The sequence below is a fragment of the Stenotrophomonas sp. GL_111 genome (assembly GCF_057835245.1).
The window spans coordinates 1-21000 of record NZ_CM174421.1; the positions used below are offsets into that span (position 1 = coordinate 1).

20 protein-coding genes and 1 pseudogene are annotated in these 21000 nt (G+C 63.1%); 18 read left to right on the forward strand and 3 right to left on the reverse strand.

The annotated features are described in order from the left end of the window. From dnaA to AC3IPM_RS00080, 16 genes are all read left to right on the forward strand, one after another. Nucleotides 1–1335 carry a chromosomal replication initiator protein DnaA gene (dnaA, locus tag AC3IPM_RS00005; protein ID WP_489301888.1) on the forward strand — a complete coding sequence of 445 codons (1335 nt, stop codon included), beginning with the start codon at nucleotides 1–3 and terminating at the stop codon, nucleotides 1333–1335. Nucleotides 1336–1611: 276 nt separating this feature from the next. Then, a complete protein-coding gene (gene dnaN / locus AC3IPM_RS00010; protein WP_019184048.1) occupies nucleotides 1612–2712 on the forward strand; it encodes a DNA polymerase III subunit beta in 1101 nt (366 codons plus the stop codon). 885 nt (nucleotides 2713–3597) lie between these two features. Continuing rightward, nucleotides 3598–4701 (forward strand): DNA replication/repair protein RecF, encoded by a 1104-nt coding sequence (gene recF, locus AC3IPM_RS00015; RefSeq protein WP_489301889.1) that lies wholly within the window; start codon nucleotides 3598–3600, stop codon nucleotides 4699–4701. A gap of 159 nt (nucleotides 4702–4860) precedes the next feature. Continuing rightward, a complete protein-coding gene (gyrB, locus tag AC3IPM_RS00020) occupies nucleotides 4861–7320 on the forward strand; it encodes a DNA topoisomerase (ATP-hydrolyzing) subunit B (RefSeq protein WP_489301890.1) in 2460 nt (819 codons plus the stop codon). Nucleotides 7321–7393: 73 nt separating this feature from the next. Then, nucleotides 7394–8236 (forward strand): CPBP family intramembrane glutamic endopeptidase, encoded by an 843-nt coding sequence (locus tag AC3IPM_RS00025; RefSeq protein ID WP_489301891.1) that lies wholly within the window; start codon nucleotides 7394–7396, stop codon nucleotides 8234–8236. 83 nt (nucleotides 8237–8319) lie between these two features. Continuing rightward, nucleotides 8320–9126, forward strand: a complete 807-nt coding sequence (locus tag AC3IPM_RS00030; protein ID WP_489301892.1) for a M48 family metallopeptidase — start codon at nucleotides 8320–8322, stop codon at nucleotides 9124–9126. 153 nt (nucleotides 9127–9279) lie between these two features. Further along, complete coding sequence (locus AC3IPM_RS00035) at nucleotides 9280–10476, forward strand: tetratricopeptide repeat protein (RefSeq protein WP_489301893.1); 1197 nt, start codon at nucleotides 9280–9282, stop codon at nucleotides 10474–10476. A 146-nt stretch (nucleotides 10477–10622) separates the two neighbouring features. Continuing rightward, nucleotides 10623–11291 carry an energy transducer TonB gene (locus AC3IPM_RS00040; protein ID WP_489301894.1) on the forward strand — a complete coding sequence of 223 codons (669 nt, stop codon included), beginning with the start codon at nucleotides 10623–10625 and terminating at the stop codon, nucleotides 11289–11291. Nucleotides 11292–11375: 84 nt separating this feature from the next. Beyond that, complete coding sequence (gene exbB / locus AC3IPM_RS00045; RefSeq protein ID WP_038691528.1) at nucleotides 11376–12137, forward strand: TonB-system energizer ExbB; 762 nt, start codon at nucleotides 11376–11378, stop codon at nucleotides 12135–12137. 57 nt (nucleotides 12138–12194) lie between these two features. Next, on the forward strand, nucleotides 12195–12620 hold the full coding sequence (locus AC3IPM_RS00050) for an ExbD/TolR family protein (protein WP_489301895.1): 426 nt from the start codon (nucleotides 12195–12197) through the stop codon (nucleotides 12618–12620). A 3-nt stretch (nucleotides 12621–12623) separates the two neighbouring features. Then, a complete protein-coding gene (locus AC3IPM_RS00055) occupies nucleotides 12624–13037 on the forward strand; it encodes an ExbD/TolR family protein (protein ID WP_489301896.1) in 414 nt (137 codons plus the stop codon). Between the two features lie 396 nt (nucleotides 13038–13433). Beyond that, on the forward strand, nucleotides 13434–14894 hold the full coding sequence (cls, locus tag AC3IPM_RS00060; RefSeq protein WP_489301897.1) for a cardiolipin synthase: 1461 nt from the start codon (nucleotides 13434–13436) through the stop codon (nucleotides 14892–14894). Nucleotides 14895–14962: 68 nt separating this feature from the next. After that, nucleotides 14963–15220, forward strand: coding sequence for a hypothetical protein (locus AC3IPM_RS00065; protein ID WP_489301898.1), 258 nt, complete (start codon nucleotides 14963–14965; stop codon nucleotides 15218–15220). Between the two features lie 4 nt (nucleotides 15221–15224). Further along, on the forward strand, nucleotides 15225–15968 hold the full coding sequence (locus AC3IPM_RS00070) for a pyridoxine 5'-phosphate synthase (protein ID WP_489301899.1): 744 nt from the start codon (nucleotides 15225–15227) through the stop codon (nucleotides 15966–15968). Nucleotides 15969–16199: 231 nt separating this feature from the next. Continuing rightward, nucleotides 16200–17291: a PA0069 family radical SAM protein gene (locus tag AC3IPM_RS00075; RefSeq protein WP_489301900.1), complete on the forward strand. Its 1092-nt coding sequence runs from the start codon at nucleotides 16200–16202 to the stop codon at nucleotides 17289–17291. A 55-nt stretch (nucleotides 17292–17346) separates the two neighbouring features. After that, the gene (locus AC3IPM_RS00080) at nucleotides 17347–17781 is read left to right on the forward strand and encodes a hypothetical protein (RefSeq protein ID WP_489301901.1); all 435 of its coding nucleotides are present in this window, start codon (nucleotides 17347–17349) and stop codon (nucleotides 17779–17781) included. Between the two features lie 145 nt (nucleotides 17782–17926). Here AC3IPM_RS00080 and AC3IPM_RS00085 read toward each other — a convergent pair whose 3' ends face one another. Beyond that, nucleotides 17927–18766: an AraC family transcriptional regulator gene (locus tag AC3IPM_RS00085; RefSeq protein WP_489301902.1), complete on the reverse strand. Its 840-nt coding sequence runs from the start codon at nucleotides 18764–18766 to the stop codon at nucleotides 17927–17929. Between the two features lie 21 nt (nucleotides 18767–18787). Next, nucleotides 18788–19171 carry a hypothetical protein gene (locus tag AC3IPM_RS00090; RefSeq protein WP_489301903.1) on the reverse strand — a complete coding sequence of 128 codons (384 nt, stop codon included), beginning with the start codon at nucleotides 19169–19171 and terminating at the stop codon, nucleotides 18788–18790. A 148-nt stretch (nucleotides 19172–19319) separates the two neighbouring features. Here AC3IPM_RS00090 and AC3IPM_RS00095 point away from each other — a divergent pair, with 148 nt between their 5' ends. Continuing rightward, the gene (locus AC3IPM_RS00095; protein WP_489301904.1) at nucleotides 19320–19745 is read left to right on the forward strand and encodes a hypothetical protein; all 426 of its coding nucleotides are present in this window, start codon (nucleotides 19320–19322) and stop codon (nucleotides 19743–19745) included. An 84-nt stretch (nucleotides 19746–19829) separates the two neighbouring features. On the opposite strand, the pseudogene AC3IPM_RS00100 reads toward AC3IPM_RS00095, so the two are convergent. Then, nucleotides 19830–19960: pseudogene (locus tag AC3IPM_RS00100) on the reverse strand (2OG-Fe(II) oxygenase); the annotation flags it as partial. A gap of 197 nt (nucleotides 19961–20157) precedes the next feature. On the opposite strand from AC3IPM_RS00100, the gene AC3IPM_RS00105 reads away from it, so the two are divergent. After that, a complete protein-coding gene (locus tag AC3IPM_RS00105; protein ID WP_489301905.1) occupies nucleotides 20158–20577 on the forward strand; it encodes a hypothetical protein in 420 nt (139 codons plus the stop codon). Nucleotides 20578–21000: the final 423 nt, after the last annotated feature.

Consider the following 21000-nt stretch of genomic DNA (forward strand, 5'->3'; position numbering starts at 1 on the left):
ATGGATGCCTGGTCCCGTTGTCTCGAGCGCCTCGAAGCGGAGTTCCCGCCCGAGGATGTTCACACCTGGTTGAAGCCGCTGCAGGCAGATCTGCGCGCGGACAGCCTGGTGCTTTATGCGCCAAACGCCTTCATCGTCGACCAGGTGCGCGAGCTGTACCTGCCGCGCATCAAGGAACTGCTGGCGCACTTCGCCGGTTTTGGCGACGTTTTTCTTGAAATCGGCTCGCGTCCGCGTCCGGTAGAGCCGCAGATCGCGTCGAATTCGGGCTTTTCCGCGCCTGCCGCGGTGGCCGAGCCGCTGGTGCCGTTCGCCGGCAACCTGGATTCGCACTACACGTTCGCCAACTTCGTGGAAGGCCGCAGCAACCAGCTGGGTCTGGCCGCGGCGTTCCAGGCGGCGCAGAAGCCCGGCGACCGGGCCCACAACCCGTTGCTGCTGTACGGCGGCACCGGTCTGGGCAAGACCCACCTGATGTTCGCGGCCGGCAATGCGATGCGTCAGGCCAACCCGGCCGCCAAGGTGCTGTACCTGCGTTCGGAGCAGTTCTTCAGCGCGATGATCCGGGCATTGCAGGAAAAGGCCATGGACCAGTTCAAGCGCCAGTTCCAGCAGGTGGACGCGCTGCTGATCGATGACATCCAGTTCTTCGCCGGCAAGGACCGCACCCAGGAAGAGTTCTTCCACACCTTCAACGCCCTGTTCGATGGCAAGCAGCAGATCATCCTGACCTGCGACCGGTACCCGCGCGAAGTCGAGGGGCTGGAAGCACGGCTGAAGTCGCGGCTGGCCTGGGGCTTGTCGGTAGCCATCGAGCCGCCGGACTTCGAAACGCGCGCCGCGATCGTGCTGGCCAAGGCACGCGAGCGTGGTACCGATATCCCCGACGATGTGGCGTTTCTGATTGCCAAGAAGATGCGCTCCAATGTCCGCGACCTCGAGGGTGCGCTGAATACCCTGGCCGCACGCGCCAATTTCACCGGCCGTGCGATCACCACCGACTTCGCCCAGGAAACCCTGCGCGATCTGCTGCGCGCCCAGCAGCAGGCGATCAGCATTCCGAACATCCAGAAAACCGTGGCCGACTACTACGGGCTGCAGATCAAGGATCTGCTGTCCAAGCGTCGGACCCGGTCACTGGCCCGTCCGCGCCAGGTAGCCATGGCGCTGACCAAGGAACTCACCGAGCACAGCCTGCCGGAAATCGGCGATGCCTTCGCCGGCCGGGACCACACCACGGTGCTGCATGCCTGCCGGCAGATCCGGACGCTGATGGAAACCGACGGCAAGTTGCGGGAAGACTGGGACAAGCTGATCCGGAAGTTGAGCGAATGATGCATGTACGCCGCTAAGGCGTCATCGCATAAAACGGTGCAGAATCCGGTAGTAAGCACGGGACAGCTTGTGGATAAAAAAGCCGGTTGATCCGGCGGTAAATTTATCCACAGCTTTCCCCACCCCCTGGGGGCGAGTAATGCATAGGGTTTCGAGGTTGGAAAACCTTTTGTTTACAAATACTTAGATGAGTTTTCCCGCGATTCTGGTCCTACCAGCACCACCAAGCTTTTGATTTATTCCACATTTTTTTAAAGCATAGGGGCACGGAACCACATGCGTTTCACACTGCAGCGCGAAGCCTTTCTCAAGCCGTTGGCACAAGTCGTCAACGTGGTCGAACGCCGCCAGACCCTGCCGGTTCTGGCTAATTTCCTGGTTCAGGTCCAGAACGGCCAGCTGTCGCTGACCGGTACGGACCTGGAAGTGGAAATGGTGTCGCGGATCGCGGTGGAAGATGCCCAGGACGGCGAGACCACCATCCCCGCCCGCAAACTGTTCGAGATCATCCGTGCCCTGCCCGATGGCAGCCGGATCACCGTCTCCCAGACCGGTGACAAGATCACCGTGCAGGCCGGGCGTAGCCGTTTCACCCTGGCAACCCTGCCGGCCAACGACTTCCCGTCGGTGGACGAAGTGGAAGCCACCGAGCGCGTTGCGATCGGCGAAGCCACCCTGAAGGAACTGATCGAACGCACTGCGTTTGCGATGGCCCAGCAGGACGTGCGCTATTACCTCAACGGTCTGCTGTTCGACCTGCGCGGTGATGCCCTGCGTACCGTGGCCACCGACGGTCACCGCCTGGCGCTGTGTGAAACCGAACTGGAAAAAGCCAGCGGCGCCAAGCGTCAGATCATCGTGCCGCGCAAGGGCGTGACCGAGCTGCAGCGTCTGCTGGAAAGCGGCGATCGCGAGATCGAGCTGGAAGTCGGTCGCAGCCACGTGCGGGTCAAGCGCGACGATGTCACCTTCACCTCCAAGCTGATCGACGGCCGTTTCCCGGATTACGAAGCGGTAATCCCGATCGGTGCCGATCGCGAAGTGAAGGTCGATCGCGAAGCACTGCGTGCCTCGCTGCAGCGCGCCGCGATCCTGTCCAACGAGAAGTACCGCGGTATCCGCGTGGAAGTCTCGCCGGGCAACCTGAAGATCAGTGCGCACAACCCCGAGCAGGAAGAAGCCCAGGAAGAGATCGAAGCCGATACCACGGTCAGCGATCTGGCCATCGGCTTCAACGTGAACTACCTGCTGGATGCCCTGTCGGCGCTGCGCGATGAGCATGTTGTCATCCAGCTGCGTGATTCGAACTCCTCCGCCCTGGTGCGTGAAGCCAGCAGCGAGAAGTCGCGTCATGTGGTGATGCCGCTGCGTCTGTGACCGGTTGACGGTTGGTTCCACGTGGAACCGCAGTAATTGAAGAAACCCGGCTTATGGCCGGGTTTCTTTTTGCACCGCTTCTGAGGTTCCACGTGGAGCATTGCAACGTGCAGGGTGTTGCAGGTCCTGGTGTTGTCGTGAACAGAGCGGCGGATCTGGTCTGGGGACCCGTTGCTCAATCGCTTGGTCTTGCTCCGCTCTGCGGCAACCGGGCTCAAGGCAGATTGCGATGTGAGTGGATGATTCTTCCAAACCAAACCTTGCCGGTGAGCGCCGCGCAGATTGTTCTCGCCGCACGTTGGGATTGCCCCTGGATTGCCCTCGAATCACAGCTCTAAGCTTTTAAAAACTGTATATAAATCTAAAGCTAGGTGGTGGTGGTAGGGTCAGATTTGGTTGAAAAGTACCTTAACTGCTTGTATTTAAACAAGAATATGGCCTTGAAACCCCCTGTAGAACAGGTGCTGAGCCTGGGGTTGAACCTGTGGGTATCTTTAAAGGGGTCCCAGGGCGTCCTTTTTATCCACAGCTTGTACATAGATTGTGCATAAGTCATACAGAGCCCCTGTGGATAGCGTATCTGAGACCTCTTCGGATTCTTTGAGATCTGAAAGCAGCTGCCCTGCCCTGCGCGCCAGATTTGAAGAAATTCACGAGCGTGTACGCGACGGCCTCGCGAACGACGTCGACCAAACGCTGAAATTCCTTGAAATCTGCAGGCCTGCACCCCTACCGCGGCAACAGATTTCAAGGATTTCGAGGCATCACCGGGTGACGGCCGCGCTGCGGATAGGGCTTACCGCGACCACGTGGAACCCAATCTATGCAGTAAGCTGATCGATTCCCCCGAACCGACCGCCGCAACCCGCGGCCTTGATCGACCGCATGCACATCCGTCGTTTATCCCTGCACCAGGTCCGCCGCTTCGACAGCGTGGAACTGGCCCCTCAACCGGGTATCAACCTGATCACCGGCGACAACGGGGCCGGCAAGACCAGTGTGTTGGAGGCCCTGCACGTCATGGCCTATGGACGCAGCTTCCGTGGGCGGGTCCGCGATGGCCTGGTGCGGCAAGGGCAAGACGCTTTGGAGGTATTCGTCGAGTGGGATGAACAGCGCGAAGGCGACACCAGCCCGACACGGCGCAAGGCCGGCCTGCGTCACAGCGGGCAGGAGTGGAAGGGGCGACTGGATGGCGAAGACGTTGCCCAGCTGGGAAACCTCTGCGCTGCGCTGGCTGTGGTCACCTTTGAGCCGGGTAGCCACGCGCTGGTCAGTGGCGGGGGCGAGCCCCGTCGTCGCTTCCTCGATTGGGGCTTGTTCCACGTGGAACCAGACTTCCTGGCCCTGTGGCGCCGTTACTCCCGTGCATTGAAGCAGCGCAATGCCCTGCTCAAGCAGGGCGGGCACCCGCACGCACTGGATGCCTGGGATCGGGAGCTCGCAGAGGCCGGTGAGCCGTTGACGACACGTCGCCAGCACTATCTGGAACGATTGCAGCAGCGGACCATCGCGCTGGCCGAGTCGTTGGCACCGAATCTGCAGATCCAGTCGATGACCCTGAGCCCCGGCTGGCGCAAGCACGAGGTTTCGCTGTCCGATGCCTTGCTGCTGGCCCGCGAGCGTGATCGGATGGCGGGCTATACCTCGGTCGGCCCGCACCGCGCGGACTGGAGTGTCGGTTTTGCCAGCATCCCCGGCCGCGATGCGCTCTCGCGCGGACAGGCCAAGCTCACCGCCCTCACCTGCCTGCTGGCCCAGGCCGAGGACTATGCGGAACAGCGCGGCGAGTGGCCGGTGATCGCGCTGGACGATCTGTCCTCCGAGCTGGACCGCCATCACCAGGCGCGGGTGCTGGACCGGTTGAAGGCGGGCCCGGCGCAGATCTTCATTACCGCCACCGAGATACCGGCCGCGCTGGCCAACGCTACCGACGTCACCCGGTTCCACGTGGAACATGGCACTGTGCTTCGCCAGGATCCGCTGTGAAACCGCACTCTCGCCGCCCAGCGCGCATGCTGACGCTGTGCCATAGTGGGTCTCCAGAGGCCACGGTGCCCGGCTGGTATAATTGCGGTTGAAACCCCTTATTCCTCGGCGCCCCGCCCCCCGGCGGTGGCCCGACCTGCGGAGCCTATGGCAAGCGCAATGACTGAAGAACAGAACACCCCGGCAACGAACGGCAATTACGACGCCAACAGCATCACCGCCCTGGAAGGCCTGGAGGCAGTTCGCAAGCGTCCGGGTATGTACATCGGTGACGTCCATGACGGCACCGGTCTGCACCACATGGTGTTCGAGGTCGTCGACAACTCGATCGACGAAGCCTTGGCCGGCCATGCCGACCACGTGGCCGTGACCATCCATGCAGACGGTTCGGTCTCGGTGACGGACAACGGGCGTGGTATTCCGGTCGGCAAGCATGCGCAGATGAGCGCCAAGCTCGGCCGTGAGGTGTCCGCTGCCGAAGTCGTGATGACGGTGCTGCATGCCGGCGGCAAGTTCGATGACAACAGCTACAAGGTTTCCGGCGGCCTGCACGGCGTCGGCGTCAGCGTGGTCAACGCGCTGTCGCAGAAGCTGCTGCTGGATATCTTCCAGGGCGGTTTCCACTACCAGCAGGAATTCGCCGACGGTGCCGCGGTCAACCCGCTGAAGCAGCTTGAGGCCAGCACCAAGCGAGGTACCACCCTGCGCTTCTGGCCGTCGGTGAAGGCATTCCACGACAACGTCGAGTTCCACTACGACATCCTGGCGCGCCGTCTGCGCGAGCTGTCATTCCTGAACTCCGGTGTCAAGATTGTCCTGGCGGACGAGCGTGGCGATGGCCGTCGCGACGACTTCCATTACGAAGGCGGCATCCGCAGCTTCGTGGAGCATCTGGCGCAGCTGAAGACCCCGTTGCATCCGAACGTCATCTCGGTCACGGGCGAGCACAACGGCATCGTCGTGGACGTGGCGCTGCAGTGGACCGACTCCTACCAGGAGACGATGTACTGCTTCACCAACAACATTCCGCAGAAGGATGGCGGTACCCACCTGGCGGGTTTCCGCGGCGCGCTGACCCGCGTGCTGAACAACTACATCGAACAGAACGGCATCGCCAAGCAGGCCAAGATCAACCTGACCGGCGATGACATGCGCGAAGGCATGATCGCGGTGCTGTCGGTGAAGGTGCCCGATCCGAGCTTCTCCAGCCAGACCAAGGAAAAGCTGGTCAGCTCGGATGTGCGCCCGGCGGTGGAAGCGGCCTTCGGCGCGCGCCTGGAAGAATTCCTGCAGGAAAACCCGAACGAAGCCAAGGCCATCTCCGGCAAGATCGTCGACGCCGCCCGTGCACGCGAAGCGGCCCGCAAGGCGCGCGACCTGACCCGCCGCAAGGGCGCGCTGGATATCGCCGGCCTGCCGGGCAAGCTGGCCGACTGCCAGGAAAAGGATCCGGCGCTGTCGGAACTGTTCATCGTCGAGGGTGACTCGGCAGGTGGTTCGGCCAAGCAGGGCCGTAACCGCAAGAACCAGGCCGTGCTGCCGCTGCGCGGCAAGATCCTCAACGTGGAACGTGCCCGCTTCGACCGCATGCTCGCCTCGGACCAGGTCGGTACGCTGATCACCGCGCTGGGCACCGGCATCGGTCGCGATGAGTACAACCCGGACAAGCTGCGCTACCACCGCATCATCATCATGACCGATGCCGACGTCGACGGCGCGCACATCCGTACGCTGCTGCTGACCTTCTTCTACCGGCAGATGCCGGAGCTGATCGAGCGCGGCCACATCTACATCGGCCTGCCGCCGCTGTACAAGATCAAGCAGGGCAAGCAGGAGCAGTACCTGAAGGATGACCCGGCGCTGGATGCCTACCTGGCCAGCAGCGCGGTGGAAAACGCTTCGCTGATTCCGGCCGACGGCGAACCGGGCATCGAGGGCGTGGCGCTGGAGAAGCTGTTGCTTGCCTACGCCGCGGCGCAGGAATCGATCACCCGCAACCTGCATCGCTACGATCGCCAGGTGCTGGAAGCCCTGATCGACTTCACCCCGATGGATCTGGAACACCTGCGCAAGGCCGGCGCCGACGAAGGTCTGGCGGCATTGGCCAAGCGCCTGAACCAGGGCAGCCTCGGCTCGCCGCGTTTCAGCCTGGAACTGCAGGAACCCAACGATGAGCGTCCGGCGGCTCTGCTGGTCACCCGTCGCCACATGGGCGAAGAGCTGATCCAGGTGCTGCCGCTGGGTGCGTTTGAAACCGGCGAACTGCGTGCGCTGCACCAGTCCTCGCTGCTGCTGCACGGTCTGGTCCGCGAGGGTGCCAAGATCAGCCGCGGCGCCAAGTCGGCGGAGATCAGCACCTTTGCCGAGGCGCGCAACTGGCTGTTGGACGAGGCCAAGAAGGGTCGCCAGATCCAGCGCTTCAAGGGCCTGGGTGAAATGAATCCGGAGCAGCTGTGGGATACCACGGTGAACCCGGATACCCGCCGCCTGCTGCAGGTACGGATTGAAGACGCGGTCGCCGCCGACCAGATCTTCAGCACCCTGATGGGCGATGTGGTGGAGCCGCGCCGCGACTTCATCGAAGACAACGCGTTGAAGGTCGCCAACCTGGATATCTGACACAATCGGGACAGGGCCGGCCGGTTGCGACCTGCAACCTGGCCGGCATCCGTCTCCCGATGCCAGGAATCCGATGTCTGCAACTGCTCCGGCGTCCCTGACGCCTCCGCTGCCTCCCGGCTTGCCGCCGTCACCGGCAAAGAAGCCTGGCTCTCCCGTTGCCGGTTTCCTGATCGATATGGGCATCGCCGTGCTGGCGTTGCTTGTGCTGAGCATGCTCAGCGGGCTGGTCTGGGGCCTGTACCGTGCCGTGGTGACCGTGCGCGACGGTGCCGTCATCGACACGACCGCCGGCATCGCGCAGCAGGTCGGCCAACCCGGCGCCCTCGCCCAGATCCTGATGGCGGTGACCGCTACCGGCGGCGCGGCACTGTTGCTGTATTTCCTGCGTCGCCGCGCTGACCGCAGCGAACGCAGCGCGTCCGCGCAGGCGGCACGACGTCCCTCGACGTGGGGATGGACCCTGTTGGTGGCGCTGGGCGTGGTGATCGGCAGCAATCTGATCGCGTGGCTGGCCAAACAGGCCGGGATCGAACCGGTGCCGACCAACCTGACCCTGATGGAACAAGCCCTCGCCCGCTTCCCGTGGTTCCTGGCGGTGTTCGCGATCGTGCTGGCCCCGGCCTACGAAGAGCTGCTGTTCCGGCGCGTGTTGTTCGGTCGCCTGTGGCAGGCCGGCCGGCCGTTGCTGGGCATGCTGCTGAGCAGCTTCGCCTTTGCCCTGGTGCATGAAATTCCCGGTACCAGCGCCAACGGGCCGTGGGAAATCGCGCAGTTGTGGCTGGTCTATGGCGGCATGGGCGCCGCGTTTGCGTGGCTCTACCAGCGCACCGGCACCTTGTGGGCGCCGATCGTGGCGCATGCGTTGAACAACGCCATCGCGCTGGCGGCCCTGGTTTTCCTGGGCCTGCATTGAACCTGCAATGCGCTTGACGCGGCCACAACAAAATTTTACGTCCCGCAGTTCCACACTGCGCATATGAACACGGGGGCTCATCGATGAAACCAGTCCTGTTGGGAATCGCCATCGCACTGCTGGTCAGTGCCTGCGCGACCACCACCTCACCTACCGGCCGCCGGCAGATGGTCGGTGGGGTGTCGCAAGCCGAGCTCGACCAGCTTGGGGCGCAGGCCTTCACCGAGACCAAGCAGAAGGAAAAGGTCAGCACCGATGGCCGCCAGAACGCCTACGTGCAGTGCGTGGTCAACGCGCTGGTCGCGCAGTTGCCGCCTCAGTACCGTGGCGTACGGTGGGAGACGGCGGTGTTCGTCGACAAGGAACCCAACGCCTTTGCCCTGCCCGGCGGCAAGGTCGGGGTCAACACCGGCATCCTGACCGTGGCCAAGAACCAGGACCAGCTCGCTGCGGTGATCGGCCATGAGATCGGCCACGTCATCTCGCGCCACCACGAGGAACGCCTGACCCGGCAGATGGGCGCACAGACCGGCCTGGCCGTGCTTGGCGCGCTGGCGGGCGCCGCGTACGGCGAGGGGGCGGTGGGTACGGTCAACCAGCTCGGCGGCATGGGCGCCCAAGCTGCCTTCCTGCTGCCCGGCTCGCGCACCCAGGAAAGCGAGGCTGACGTGGTTGGCCAGCGGTTGATGGCCGAGGCCGGGTTCGATCCCGCGCAGGCGGTCAACCTGTGGCAGAACATGATGGCCGCCAGTGGCGGACGGTCGCCGCAATGGCTGTCCACCCACCCCGACCCGGCCAACCGGATCCGTGAGCTGCAGCGCGACGCACCGGCCCTGTCCGGGGTGTATCAGCAGGCGCAGTCGGCGGGCCGCAAGCCGAGGTGCGGCTGAGGTGCGGCCGCGGCACGCCACTACGACTAAAGGATGCTGTATTGCAGCATCGGAAACGATTTCTCACGCCATCAGTTTCTGATACGTTTGGCGGCTCAGAGTTTTCTGACAGTCCGTTTTGATGCCGCTGCGGCGGTTCGATCGAGGTGAAAGATGATTTTCAGCAACCACAAGCAAGCCGTCCTTTCCGTCCTCATCGCGACCGCCATCGGTGGCGCCATGGTCACCGATGCCTTTGCACAGTCCTCGCGCTCGTCCGAGCGGGGTGACCGTCGCGGTGGAAAGCAGCAGGCCAAGGCCGAGGTGCTGTATCCGAACGCGACCCGCCAGGAGCCCGGCATCAAGGCCTCGCCCAAGCTCGGCAACAAGCTGCAGAAGCTCATTGACAGCTACAACGACCAGAAGTTCCCGGAGACCCGAGCCCTGGCCGACGAGATCCTCGCCAACAGCGCCGCCAACGAGTACGACAAGTCGCTGGCCGCCCAGCTGGCCTCGCAGGCCGCCTACCAGACCGACGACAACGCTTCGGCCAAGAAGTACCTGCAGCAGGTGTTGCAGTTCAACGGCCTGGAAAATAACGGCCACTTCCAGTCGATGCTGATGCTCGGCCAGCTGCAGCTGCAGGATGACGAGACCGCCGCCGGTCTGGCCACGCTGGACAAGTACTTCGCAGAGAGCAAGTCGACCAAGCCCGAAGAGCTGGTGGCCAAGGGCCAGGCCCTGTACCAGAGCGAGCGCTACGCAGAGGCCATTCCGGTGCTGCAGCAGGCGATCGCCGGCGCGACCGAGCCGAAGGACAACTGGACCCAGTTGCTGATGGCGGCCATGGCCGAAGCCGGTCAGACCGGTGAAGCGGTCAAGCAGGCCGAAGCCATCGTGGCGCGCAACCCGAACGACAAGAAAGCCCAGCTGAACCTGGCCAGCATGTACATGCAGGCCGACCAGATGGACAAGGCCGCAGCGGTGATGGACAAGCTGCGTGTGGCAGGCCAGCTCACCGACGAGCGCGAGTACAAGCAGCTGTACTCGATCTACGCCAATACCGAGAACAAGGAAAAGGACGTCATCGCGGTCATCAACGAAGGGTTGCAGAAGGGCATCCTGAAGCCGGATTACCAGGTATACCTGGCCCTGGCCCAGTCCTACTACTACTCCGACCAGGTGCCGAAGGCGATCGAAGCGTGGCAGAAGGCCGCCCCGCTCTCCAAGGACGGTGAAACCTACTTGAACCTGGCACGCGTTTTGCATGCTGAAGGTCGCATCCCGGAAGCCAAGCAGGCTGCCCAGCAGGCGCTGGCAAAGGGTGTGAAGAACCAGGCGGATGCCAAGAAAATCATCAACCTGAAGTAAGTAGGAATAACGCCTGAACGCCTGCCACATTGATGCGCAGGCGCTCAGGATTGGTATAAGCTTGGAGGTTCCTGCGGTGTCATGCACCGCTGATCATGGGCTACCTGTCCCCGGGTATCCCGGCCCCACTAATGAGCTCTTGGCGCATGACGGAACAACTAGTCGTTCACAGGTACGAACAACGCGATGACACCGGCTTTAGCTGGCCGCGCATCGTGGGTATCGCCTTTGTAATCTCATTGCATCTCGCCGCCTTCATGATGCTTCTGATCCCCGCCGTTGCCCCCAAGGCCGCCGCGGAGAAGGAACGCAACATCATGGTGACCCTGGTCGACGCTCCGCCGCCGCCCCCACCGCCGCCGCCGCCGCCGCCGCCGACTGATACGCCGCCGCCGCCGGTGAAGAATCTGTCGCCGCCGAAGCCGTCGCCGGTTCCGCCGCCGCCGCAGCCGCCGATCGTCGATGTGCCGCAGCCGCGCGCCAACGACATCGTCACGCCGCCGTCGCCGCCGTCCCCGCCGCAGCCGCCGAGCTCCATTGAGGCCAGCGTCGATATCTCCTCGAAGAACATGAATCCCCCGCGTTACCCGCCGGCTGCATTCCGCGCAGGTATCCAGGGTGAAGTCATCCTGATCATTGATGTCGATGCCAATGGCAACGTCACCAATGTGTCGGTCGAACGGTCCAGCCGTAACCGTGACCTCGACCGCGCCGCGATGGACGCCGCACGCAAGTGGAGCTTCCGTGCAGCGGAGTCGGGCGGGAAGAAGGTCGCAGGTCGCGTTCGCGTCCCGGTCAACTTTGCGCTGAACTGATGGTGTCGGTGGCCCGCCGGCCACCGCTCCCTCGGTTATTCAAAGCAACATCATTCATCACCACACACAACAAAGGTAAGCGTCATGCTGCAGGAACTTTTCATCGCCGCTGCTGCCGGGGGCAACCCGTCGAACGCCCTCTCGCAGATGGGCTTCGAGCACTTGATCCACGAAATGACCACCAAGCCGGGTGATTTCGCCGTTTCCTGGGTCGTGCTGCTGACCCTGATCATCATGTCGGCCATGTCCTGGTACTGGACCGTCATCAACATCTTCCGTGCTACCCGCCTCAAGAGCGCTGCCGACAAGGTCGTGAGCCTGTTCTGGGATACCCCGAACGCCCAGGACGCCATCCGTGCGATGGAAGAACAGCCGGCTTCGGAGCCCTTCTCGAAGATCGCTCTTGACGCTGCCCAGGCAGCTGCCCACCACCAGCGTGCCGAAGGCGGCGCAACCGGTGGCCTGGGTGAGAACCTGAGCCGTTCGGAATTCGTCGATCGCGCCCTGCGTCAGGCCGTGACCCGCGAAAGCAACAACCTGCAGTCGGGCATGACCCTGCTGGCCACCGTCGGTGCAACCGCTCCGTTCGTCGGTCTGCTGGGTACCGTGTGGGGCATCTACGGCGCGCTGATCAAGATCGGTGCCACCGGTTCCGCCTCGATCGACGCCGTTGCTGGCCCGGTGGGTGAAGCACTGATCATGACCGCCATCGGTCTGTTCGTGGCTATCCCGGCCGTGTTCGCCTTCAACTTCTTCAGCAAGATCAACAGCGCCACGATCAGCAAGTTCGATACGTTCGCTCACGACCTGCACGACTTCTTCGCTACCGGTTCGCGCGTTCGCTAATAGCGACGCGCGTCACCCTGCGAGAACGTAGTCAACACGATCTAGACGGAGCCCGTTATGGCTTTCAGTAGTGGTAACAGCGGCGGCCCCATGGCCGACATCAACGTTACGCCCCTCGTGGACGTGATGCTGGTGCTGCTGATCATCTTCATCATCACGGCGCCCCTGATGTCCCACAAGGTCAAGGTGGATTTGCCTGAAGCCAACCTGGTGCAGAACCCGGAAGACGCTGAAAAGCGTATGGGCCCGATCACCCTGGCAGTCAAGGAAGACGGCTCGATCTACTGGAACGACGAGGAAATCGACAAGCAGACTCTCGAGTCGCGCTTGGCGACCGCCGCCCAGCAGACCCCGCAGCCGCCGCTCAATCTGCGTGGTGACCGCACCACGAAGATGCGCGTCATCAATGAGATGACCAAGATTGCGCAGGAACAGGGCATGCTCGACGTTGGCTTCGTTGCCACCAAAGAGAAGGGGCAGTAAGCCATGGCTTTCAGTACCGGTGGTAACAAGGGCCCCATGGCCGACATCAACGTCACGCCCCTCGTGGACGTGATGCTGGTGCTGTTGATCATCTTCATCGTCACCGCGCCGATCATGACGTACCCGATCGCCGTGGACCTGCCGCAGCGAGTGCTCAACCCACCGCCGCAGCTGGTTGAACCGCCGCCGCCGATCGAACTGAAGGTGGATGCGAGCAACCAGGTGTCGTGGAACAACAGCCCGGTGGCTGTGGGCGAGCTGCAGCAGCGTATGGAGCAGGAAGTCCAGCGCGATCCGACCAACCAGCCGGAGCTGCGCATCGACGCCAGCCCGGACTCCGAGTACGACGTGATGGCCAAGGTATTGGCCGCCGCGAAGAACGCTCAGATGAAGAAGATCGGTTTCGTGCAGCAGTAATACGCAATACAGCAGTCGTGACGCGACTGAAGGCGCCCCTGGAAACAGGGGCGTTTTTTTTGGTTCTTCTCCCGTCTGTGGGAGAAGTCCACGGCGCTTCTTTCCCGTGTAAGGCCCCGCGGTGCAGATGGCTGGGGCGCGGGCCCTGATGCCCATGCGCGCGAATGTCCCCCGGCGCCGGCCTGCGGCCGTCACCTCCTCCTTTACTTCGCCCGCATGGGCATCGGGGCCCCCAACGCTCGCCCCACACCCAGACGAAGACAGAGCAGTGGTCGGCAACCCAGCACCCTGCAGCTGTTGATCTGGAAGTGAAACGCGAAGAACTATTTCTCGCCCCCAGGCGCCGTGCCATCCCTCCGCCTACGCCGGACACACGCAGCCCGTTATCATCAGCGCATGCTCGCCTTCTTCCCTGCCCTCACCGAATGGCTCGATGCCATCCCGCATCTGCGCGCCCTGCTGGTGGTGGCCTACCTGCTCTATCTGTTCTGGCTCACCGGTTGGATCATGCTGCAGAAGCGCGAGCCGGTGGCCACGCTGAGCTGGATCCTGTCGCTGGCGGCGCTGCCCTACCTCGGGCTCTTCATCTACTACCTGCTCGGCCCGCAGAAAGTGAAGCGGCAACGGTTGCGGCGTGGCCGCGCGCGCTCGGGCATGGAGCACTACAGCGCCGTGTGCCCCCCGGATGCGGACTGCACCGAGCTGGCCAAGATCGCCCAGGCCACCACCGGGCTGGCGCCCAGTTCGGCCACCGAAGTGGAGTGGCTGGTCGATGGCGCGGCCACCTACCGTGCGCTGCTCGCCGCGGTGGCACAGGCCCGCGACCACCTGCATGTGGAGTACTACATCTTCAACCCCGACCATGCCGGCACCGCGCTGCGCGATGCCTTGGTCGAACGTGCCCAAGCCGGTGTGCGGGTGCGCCTGCTGCTCGATGCGGTGGGTTCCTCGGCGATCCGCACGTCCTTCCTGAAACCGCTGCTGGATGCCGGTGGCGAAGTGGCCTGGTTCCACCCGCGGCAGCTGCTCAAGCCGTTCAAACGGCCGTGGTTGAACATGCGCACGCACCGCAAGCTGGTGGTGATCGACGGCCGGCTGGCCTTCACCGGTGGCATCAACATCACCGACGAGGAAGACGAGAGCCGGCGCCCCGACGCCTACCGCGACCTGCACATGCGCCTGGCCGGGCACGTCGTGCGCAGCCTGCAGCTGGTCTTCATCGAGGACTGGATCTACGCCACCGGGCAGACCCCGGAACGTTTCAACATCGCCCAGCTGTGGCCGCACGACATGCCCAGCCGCACCGACGGCAGCATCAATGCGCAGGTGCTGGTGTCCGGCCCCGATTCGTCGTGGGAAACCATCCACCGGCTGCAGGTGGCCGCCATCCAGGAAGCGCGTGAGCGGGTCTGGCTGGTGACGCCCTACTTCGTCCCCGGTGAGGCGGCGCGCATGGCACTGACCTCCGCCGCGCTCGGCGGGCTGGACGTACGCCTGCTGGTGCCGAAGATGAGCGACTCCTGGTTCGTCACCCAGGCCGCGCGCTCTTACTTCGATGAACTGCTGCAGGCCGGGGTGAAGATCTACGAGTACGGCCCGCGCATGCTGCATACCAAGGCCTTCATCGCCGATCACGACGTGTGCATCGTCGGCAGCGCCAACTTCGACCACCGCAGCTTCCGGCTCAACTTCGAGCTGTCGATGATGCTGGTGGATACCGACCGGGTGGCCGCGCTGGAGCGGATCCTGGCCGCCGAGTTCGACGCGGCCGTGCAGGTACGCGACGACCGTCGCCGCTCGCTGTGGCTGCACCGTGTGCCCGAGGCCTTTGCCCGCCTGGCCTCGCCGCTGCTGTAGCGCCATCCACGTGGAACCGGTGGCACTGCCGGCGCTACACTGCCCGGGTCAAATGGGGGAGAAGGACAATGTACTGGCTGTTCCTGCTGCTGGCGCTGGGCTGTTTCACGATGGCACTCAAGGCCACCCATACCGGGATGATGGTGCTGTGGTTGCTGGGCACCCTGGTGCTGCTGCTGGTGTGGGTGCGCGGGCTGTATGTGGCGCGCTTCGGCAACCTGCAGCGCGATATCTCCACCGTCATCGATCCCCTCGAACTGCGCCGGCTGCGCGAACAGGCCCAGGCCCGTCGTGCGACGGATGAAGACGCCTCCAACGCCCCGTAAGCCCATGACCCAGCTGAGTGTCAACGTCAACAAGATCGCCGTGCTGCGCAACTCGCGTGGTGGCACCGACCCGGATGTCCTGCAGGCCGCCCGCGCGTGCCTGGATGCGGGGGCGCATGGCATCACCGTGCACCCGCGCCCGGACCGCCGCCACATCCACGCCGAAGACGTGCTCGCGCTGTCGGCACTGACCGGCGAACGTGGCGTGGAATTCAACATCGAGGGCAACCCGTTCGCGCCGCCGCGCGAGGGTTACCCGGGCCTGCTGCCGTTGTGCGCGCAGACCCGCCCGGCCCAGGCCACCCTGGTCCCCGATGGCGATGGCCAGCTCACCTCCGACCACGGTTTCGACTTCGCCCGCGACGCCGAACGGCTACGCCCCCTGATCGCCGAACTCAAGTCGTATGGCTGCCGGGTCAGCCTGTTCGTAGACGCCGGCAACCCGGACCTGGCCCAGGCCGCGGCGATCGGTGCCGACCGTATCGAGTTGTACACCGGTCCCTACGCCGAGGCGCATGCCGCCGGCGACGCCACTGCGATGCTGGCGGTGTTCGCCGATGCCGCACGCCGCGCCCAGGCGGCCGGCCTCGGCGTGAATGCCGGCCATGACCTCTCGCAGGACAACCTGCGCGACTTCCTGGCAAGCGTGCCGGACGTGCTGGAAGTCTCGATCGGCCACGCACTGATCAGCGAAGCCCTGTATGACGGCCTGCCCGCCACCGTGAAGGCCTACCTGCACCAACTGTAGTGCCGGCCGCTGGCCGGCTCCTCATGACCCCACCGCCAAAGACCCCCACCCTGTGGACAACTCTGGGGGCCAAACCGCGCCACACGCCCGCAAACGCTGCACTGGCCTAGGTTTCGCTTCCCTTCGAGGCTGTGGTTAGTAATACTACTAACCCATGTACCCCCGCTTTCTTCCTCGAATCTCCCCCACGACGTCTCAACCCCTGAGACGTCCCGGCGATAGCCTTTGACGATGGGTATTGCGATCAAAGGGCGAGGTTCCTCCACGCATCTGGCGGGCCGGTTCGAAGTCACCGTCAGCGAAGCGGTGGATGATGGCTGGGACGCCGACCAGAGTGAGGAATTCCAGGCGCCGCGCCTGCGCACCGAAGTGCGTGCCGAAACCGCGCGCAGCATCATCAGCCGCAACAGCTCCCCGGACGTGGGTTTCAGCCAGTCGGTGAACCCCTATCGCGGCTGCGAGCACGGCTGTTCCTACTGTTTCGCGCGCCCCTCGCACGCCTACCTCAACCTCTCCCCCGGCCTGGACTTCGAAACCAAGCTCTTCGCCAAGACCAATGCGCCGCAGCTGCTGCGCAAGGAACTCTCTCGACCCGGTTACGTGCCGCAGCCGATCGCACTGGGCATCAACACCGACGCCTACCAGCCGATCGAGCGCAAGTTGAAGCTGACCCGCCAGTTGATCGAAGTGATGCAGGAGACGAAGCATCCGTTCTCGCTGATCACCAAGAACGCCCTCGTCGAGCGCGATATCGACCTGCTCGCACCGTTGGCCGCGGAGAACCTGGTCAGCGTGCACTTCTCGGTGACCTCGCTGGACCCGCACCTGTCGGCGAAACTGGAGCCGCGCGCCTCGGCACCGCATGCGCGCCTGCGTGCGATGAAGCGCCTGCACGACGCCGGCATTCCGGTCGGGGTGATGGTGGCGCCGGTGATCCCGTGGATCAACGACAGTGAACTGGAGTCGGTGCTGGAAGCCGCCCATGACGCCGGGGCTAGCACCGCCGGTTACGTGCTGCTGCGCCTGCCGCTGGAAGTGGCACCGCTGTTCCGCGACTGGCTCGACACCCACCACCCCGACCGCGCCTCGCACGTGATGAGCACCATCAACCAGCTGCGCGGTGGCAAGGACTACAACAGCCAGTTCGGCAGCCGCATGCGCGGCCAGGGCGTGTATGCGGACCTGCTGTCTAACCGCTTCAAGCTGGCGCGCCGGCGGCTGGGTTTCGATGCGCAGAACAGCCATTGGCCGAAGCTGGACTGCAGCCGGTTCCAGCGGCCGTTGCCACCAAGGGTGGAGTCACCGCAGGGCAGCTTGTTCTAGCTACCCGCTGCAGTATCGGCACCCGTAGGTACTACCATGCGGGGAAAAGCCGCTCATGGCCGAGCGGACAGACGAACGCAGCGAACTGCAGGCGGAGAGTGGATCTGTGATGAAGAATAAATTGCGTAGAACCACCTTCTTGATGCTGATCTCAATCCACCCCCTGGTTTCCAATGCCGCGACACGTACTGCGGATGCCGGGCGTGAGACACAGCCAACCAATGAAGCGGTTGCGATGGCCTATAGACATGCAATCACGCAGTTCATCGAAGATGTCGCGTCCCACGAAGATGATGAAATGGCGGAAGAAAATAAAGTGTTCATGGCGTCTTTAAGCAACTATCGTTCCGAAGTTGCGAAGAATGGCGACGGGTTCTGTATAGCCTTCTCACCGAGAGAGTTTCAAGGAAGTCCGGTGTTCGGAGGGCGAACAGACTATTGTTTCAATGCCACTGGGACGGTCCTTCAGGAAGTCCGCGTGGAAAGATGATGCGCTCAGTCCTTTTTGAGGATGTCCACGACGGGGCTGCATAGGGTCGTGCCAGGCAGATGCCAGTTGCTGTTCCATCCGCCCCCGGCGAATCCAACCGCCTGCGTGAGCGGACAACACAAGCACCGCACTCAACATCCGGGTTCTACCCAGGAAGTGGGACGTCTAGAACAGGCAACGGCGCACCGATCCGGGCAGTCCGCTCGGCCAGAAAGCGCTTGGGCGGCGTGCCGACCGACTTGCGGAACATGGTGACGAAGGCGCCTGAACTTTCATAGCCAAGATCATCAGCAATGGCCTGGATCGACAGCCCCTTGGCCAGCATCGGCAGGGAGGTGATCACATGCATCTGCCGGCGCCAGCGGCTCACGCTCAAGCCCGTCTCCGCCGCGAACAGACGCGACATGTTGCGTGTACTCATCCCGATATGGAACGCGCGCTGGTCGAGCGTGGCTTGATCTGCAGGAGAGGCCATCATTGCATCGGCCAGTTGGCGCAGGCGCGGGTCGGACGGCATCGGTAGATGCAGCCACTCCAACGGCGCGGCGACGAGCTCATCCAGCAGAACGGCAATCAGCCGCTCCTGTGGACCGTCCAGATCGTAGTGCTCAGGCAGCTCCGCAGTACGCGCCAGCAATGCACGCATGAAGGGCGAGACGGAGATCGTGCAACAGGTGTCAGGCAAGCCCGGGGCGACATCGGGTTCGACGAACACCACGAAGCCCTGCGGGCTGCTGCTGCTGTATCCACGGTGCGCAAGGCCACCGGGAATCCAGACCGCGGCCTGCGGCGGCACCACCCACAGGCCGGCGTCGGCCTCCAGGGTGATCAAGCCGGTGTCGGCGAACAGCAGCTGTGCTTTGCGGTGACAATGGCACGGATACTCCCAGCCTTCAGTGATCGCACCCAGCCCAATGACGGTGACGGGACGATCAATCTGATCGGGGTAGTCCGGCGCAATGCCGTTCAAGCCGGTAATAAGCATGGTGGATTCCTCGTGCCGTCTTCAACTGTCCGCCAGTAGTGATCGAGCCTTGGCGTGGCCCTCATCAAGGCTGGCGACAACGAACATGGGGTAGCCCCAGAATCGGGCAAAGCCGGTTGCGAACGCCGCCATGGCGACCTGCTGCGCCACGTCCGGAACAATCTGGACATGGCCTTTGACCAGCCGACGGAGTGCAGCGCTGTTGGCCTTCATCCACTGCGCCACCTTCCGTCGCTTCGCTACGTTGTCGTCCGCGTCGTCTGGCGCGCCCTCGGCCAGAAACGCGAACGGCTCATCGCGCGCGAGCAGCGCCGAGATGCTCGTCAGCACCTCCTCCGCGGGGGCCGCCTTGTCCTCCCCCGTGTGCATCCAGACCATCGGGAATGCACTGGCATCGATGTTCATTACGGCCTCCTGCCGCACCGGAAGTGCGACTTCATTAATGAGAATCGTTATCATATGGAGGCGGGGCCGAGGCGTCATTGGACATTCCAGCCATAAAATTCTCTAATCCGGCCAGGTGCCTGGGCGCGGTGAGGGGCTGCGATAACGAATGGACAGCAGTGGCTCCGTCAGCCAACAATCGGAGTGGGGCCATGCGGCCTTCCAGGGGGGAAGGAAGTTGAATAGTGGTGCGATCACCGCCGTCACGACGGCCGTCAACGCGACGATCATTGCCGTCGTGCAGGAACAGCGCCGCAAGACGCTGGCCCATTTCAGCGATCAGCAGGCGTACTCAACGCAGACTGCGATCGATCGCGCGTCCTTGGACGCGGACCTGCAATCAACGCACGATCAGCTTTGCGCGCAGGGCATCCTCAAGGACGGCGGCGACGCAGGCTCCTACCTCGATGTCGAGGCACTGCTGGCGTATGAGAAGAAGGTAGCCAAGGGCAGTCGCATCGCGCTGGTTGCACTCATTCCGGTGCTGGTGGCAGTTGTAGTGGCCATCGTCGTGGCGATGGTTTCTTCTCGTTGAGAACGCGGCGTGGCGCTCGGCCTTTCATTGAAACGGTCGACGACTACGTGTGTGCGGCGCCGCAGGTGTACTGAAGCGGCTGCCTCAGCCTTCCCCGAACAACGTCTTCGCCTTCTGGAAAAGAATCCAACTGGTGGCAATGAACTTGTCGCCCCCACCGGGCGATTGCCCCGATGGGTGTGGGTGAATGCCGTGGGCGCGATCAGCAGGCTGCCGGGCGAAGTATCCAGCAAGACGACATCGGTGGGCTGAATATCGGCTATCCCGGGCAGCACTTCGACGCTGAATCCGCGCTTATGTACAACGGATTCAGCGATTACGATGCCAGCGTCGGCAGGAGCGCAACGGGCATTGGCGAAAGATGCATATCCGCGTGAAAAACGGCACTCAACGGCTAAGGGGGAAAATAGCAATGGCCTGGATCAAGTTGGCGTCTTATCTTCCAGTTCTGATGATTTCAGTGTGCGCGTCTGGATGCGCTATCGGAGGAAATTCCGAAAGCACTTCTCCAGAAGTTCGGCCCGATGGGCTACTGAGGGTAGTAGGTGAAACCGCACAAACAAAGGGCTTCAAATGCAGCGCCTCCAGCATGGACGAGTCGATCGCCTTCATCGGAGAGTTGAAACGGATATATCCTTCGGGATGGCGCGTGGCCTCACCTGTGACATTCGCGCCAAAATACAAGATCGTACTTGGATCGACCGAAATTCTATTGCTGGAGTACGGGGTAGTAATGATCACCGATGTTGACGGCAAGCGGCAGGCGCTGTTTCAACAGGGAAGTATTGATGAGATCGAGCAAGTGGTAAGAAGGGTGTGTCCAGCAACGTAGCAACGGTGTTGATTGCACCGGCACGGGCTTCCGCGATGATCACCTCTTTGCCATACCTCCGCAGCATATCTGTGTAGTGCCTTCGCAGGGGAACGCGGCACGCTGACGTGGTACGAGATTCGGTGCAAGTGGGTCAGAAGGTACGTCTTCTACAGGAAATGCAGCATCTAGCGCCCAAGTTGCGAACGCTGCGGGGAATGCGGCCGTTGGCCCTACTGGATCTGGAATAGGCATGCCATCGCACGCGACACGTTGGCAGCACAAGGCATCATCTGGAATTGGAAAAGCGCTGCAGCAGGCAGAGAACGGAAGGAACGTTGGGAAAATCCAGGCCCGATGGAGCTCAGCTGGAAGAATAGCGGGTCACCTGACTATCCTTCCCACAATTTGGGAGGGCGGCTGGGATGTTGGGTCGATGGTTTA

What these genes read in the sequence shown, in the direction of transcription:
- dnaN (WP_019184048.1), top strand. Translation starts at nt 1,612, where the DNA reads ATGCGTTTCACACTGCAGCGCGAAGCCTTTCTCAAGCCGTTGGCACAA.
- recF (WP_489301889.1), top strand. Translation starts at nt 3,598, where the DNA reads ATGCACATCCGTCGTTTATCCCTGCACCAGGTCCGCCGCTTCGACAGC.
- AC3IPM_RS00035 (WP_489301893.1), top strand. Translation starts at nt 9,280, where the DNA reads ATGATTTTCAGCAACCACAAGCAAGCCGTCCTTTCCGTCCTCATCGCG.
- AC3IPM_RS00030 (WP_489301892.1), top strand. Translation starts at nt 8,320, where the DNA reads ATGAAACCAGTCCTGTTGGGAATCGCCATCGCACTGCTGGTCAGTGCC.
- AC3IPM_RS00080 (WP_489301901.1), top strand. Translation starts at nt 17,347, where the DNA reads ATGGCCGAGCGGACAGACGAACGCAGCGAACTGCAGGCGGAGAGTGGA.
- cls (WP_489301897.1), top strand. Translation starts at nt 13,434, where the DNA reads ATGCTCGCCTTCTTCCCTGCCCTCACCGAATGGCTCGATGCCATCCCG.
- AC3IPM_RS00075 (WP_489301900.1), top strand. Translation starts at nt 16,200, where the DNA reads ATGGGTATTGCGATCAAAGGGCGAGGTTCCTCCACGCATCTGGCGGGC.
- AC3IPM_RS00095 (WP_489301904.1), top strand. Translation starts at nt 19,320, where the DNA reads ATGGACAGCAGTGGCTCCGTCAGCCAACAATCGGAGTGGGGCCATGCG.
- AC3IPM_RS00040 (WP_489301894.1), top strand. Translation starts at nt 10,623, where the DNA reads ATGACGGAACAACTAGTCGTTCACAGGTACGAACAACGCGATGACACC.
- AC3IPM_RS00090 (WP_489301903.1), bottom strand. Translation starts at nt 19,171, where the DNA reads ATGAACATCGATGCCAGTGCATTCCCGATGGTCTGGATGCACACGGGG.
- dnaA (WP_489301888.1), top strand. Translation starts at nt 1, where the DNA reads ATGGATGCCTGGTCCCGTTGTCTCGAGCGCCTCGAAGCGGAGTTCCCG.
- AC3IPM_RS00065 (WP_489301898.1), top strand. Translation starts at nt 14,963, where the DNA reads ATGTACTGGCTGTTCCTGCTGCTGGCGCTGGGCTGTTTCACGATGGCA.
- AC3IPM_RS00025 (WP_489301891.1), top strand. Translation starts at nt 7,394, where the DNA reads ATGTCTGCAACTGCTCCGGCGTCCCTGACGCCTCCGCTGCCTCCCGGC.
- AC3IPM_RS00055 (WP_489301896.1), top strand. Translation starts at nt 12,624, where the DNA reads ATGGCTTTCAGTACCGGTGGTAACAAGGGCCCCATGGCCGACATCAAC.
- AC3IPM_RS00050 (WP_489301895.1), top strand. Translation starts at nt 12,195, where the DNA reads ATGGCTTTCAGTAGTGGTAACAGCGGCGGCCCCATGGCCGACATCAAC.
- gyrB (WP_489301890.1), top strand. Translation starts at nt 4,861, where the DNA reads ATGACTGAAGAACAGAACACCCCGGCAACGAACGGCAATTACGACGCC.
- AC3IPM_RS00105 (WP_489301905.1), top strand. Translation starts at nt 20,158, where the DNA reads ATGGCCTGGATCAAGTTGGCGTCTTATCTTCCAGTTCTGATGATTTCA.
- AC3IPM_RS00070 (WP_489301899.1), top strand. Translation starts at nt 15,225, where the DNA reads ATGACCCAGCTGAGTGTCAACGTCAACAAGATCGCCGTGCTGCGCAAC.
- AC3IPM_RS00085 (WP_489301902.1), bottom strand. Translation starts at nt 18,766, where the DNA reads ATGCTTATTACCGGCTTGAACGGCATTGCGCCGGACTACCCCGATCAG.
- exbB (WP_038691528.1), top strand. Translation starts at nt 11,376, where the DNA reads ATGCTGCAGGAACTTTTCATCGCCGCTGCTGCCGGGGGCAACCCGTCG.